General features: G+C 63.4%; 1 pseudogene. It reads right to left on the minus strand.

Annotated elements, in window-relative coordinates:
• Positions 1–224: pseudogene (locus tag KJQ96_RS39725) on the minus strand (flagellar protein); the annotation flags it as partial.

A 224-nucleotide genomic window follows, 5' to 3' on the forward strand; every position in this document is an offset into this window, starting at 1 on the left:
CTGGCGGTCGGTCGAGGCCTTGATAGCGCTCTGTGCGCCAGCGAACTCCGCCTGCATGTCCTGAATCGACTGCTGGCCGCTCTGTGGCGCCAAGTTTGCCGAAATCCGCTGTTGCAGCGCGTTCACCTGCGCCTTTGAGTTCGGATTGGCGGCATTGGTCGTGACCGCGGCGTACACCGCGATGTTCTGCAACTGATAGCGCAACGCCTGCTCGTTGGCGCGCG

The organism is Bradyrhizobium sp. sGM-13, assembly GCF_018398875.1.
Lineage (GTDB): Bacteria > Pseudomonadota > Alphaproteobacteria > Rhizobiales > Xanthobacteraceae > Bradyrhizobium.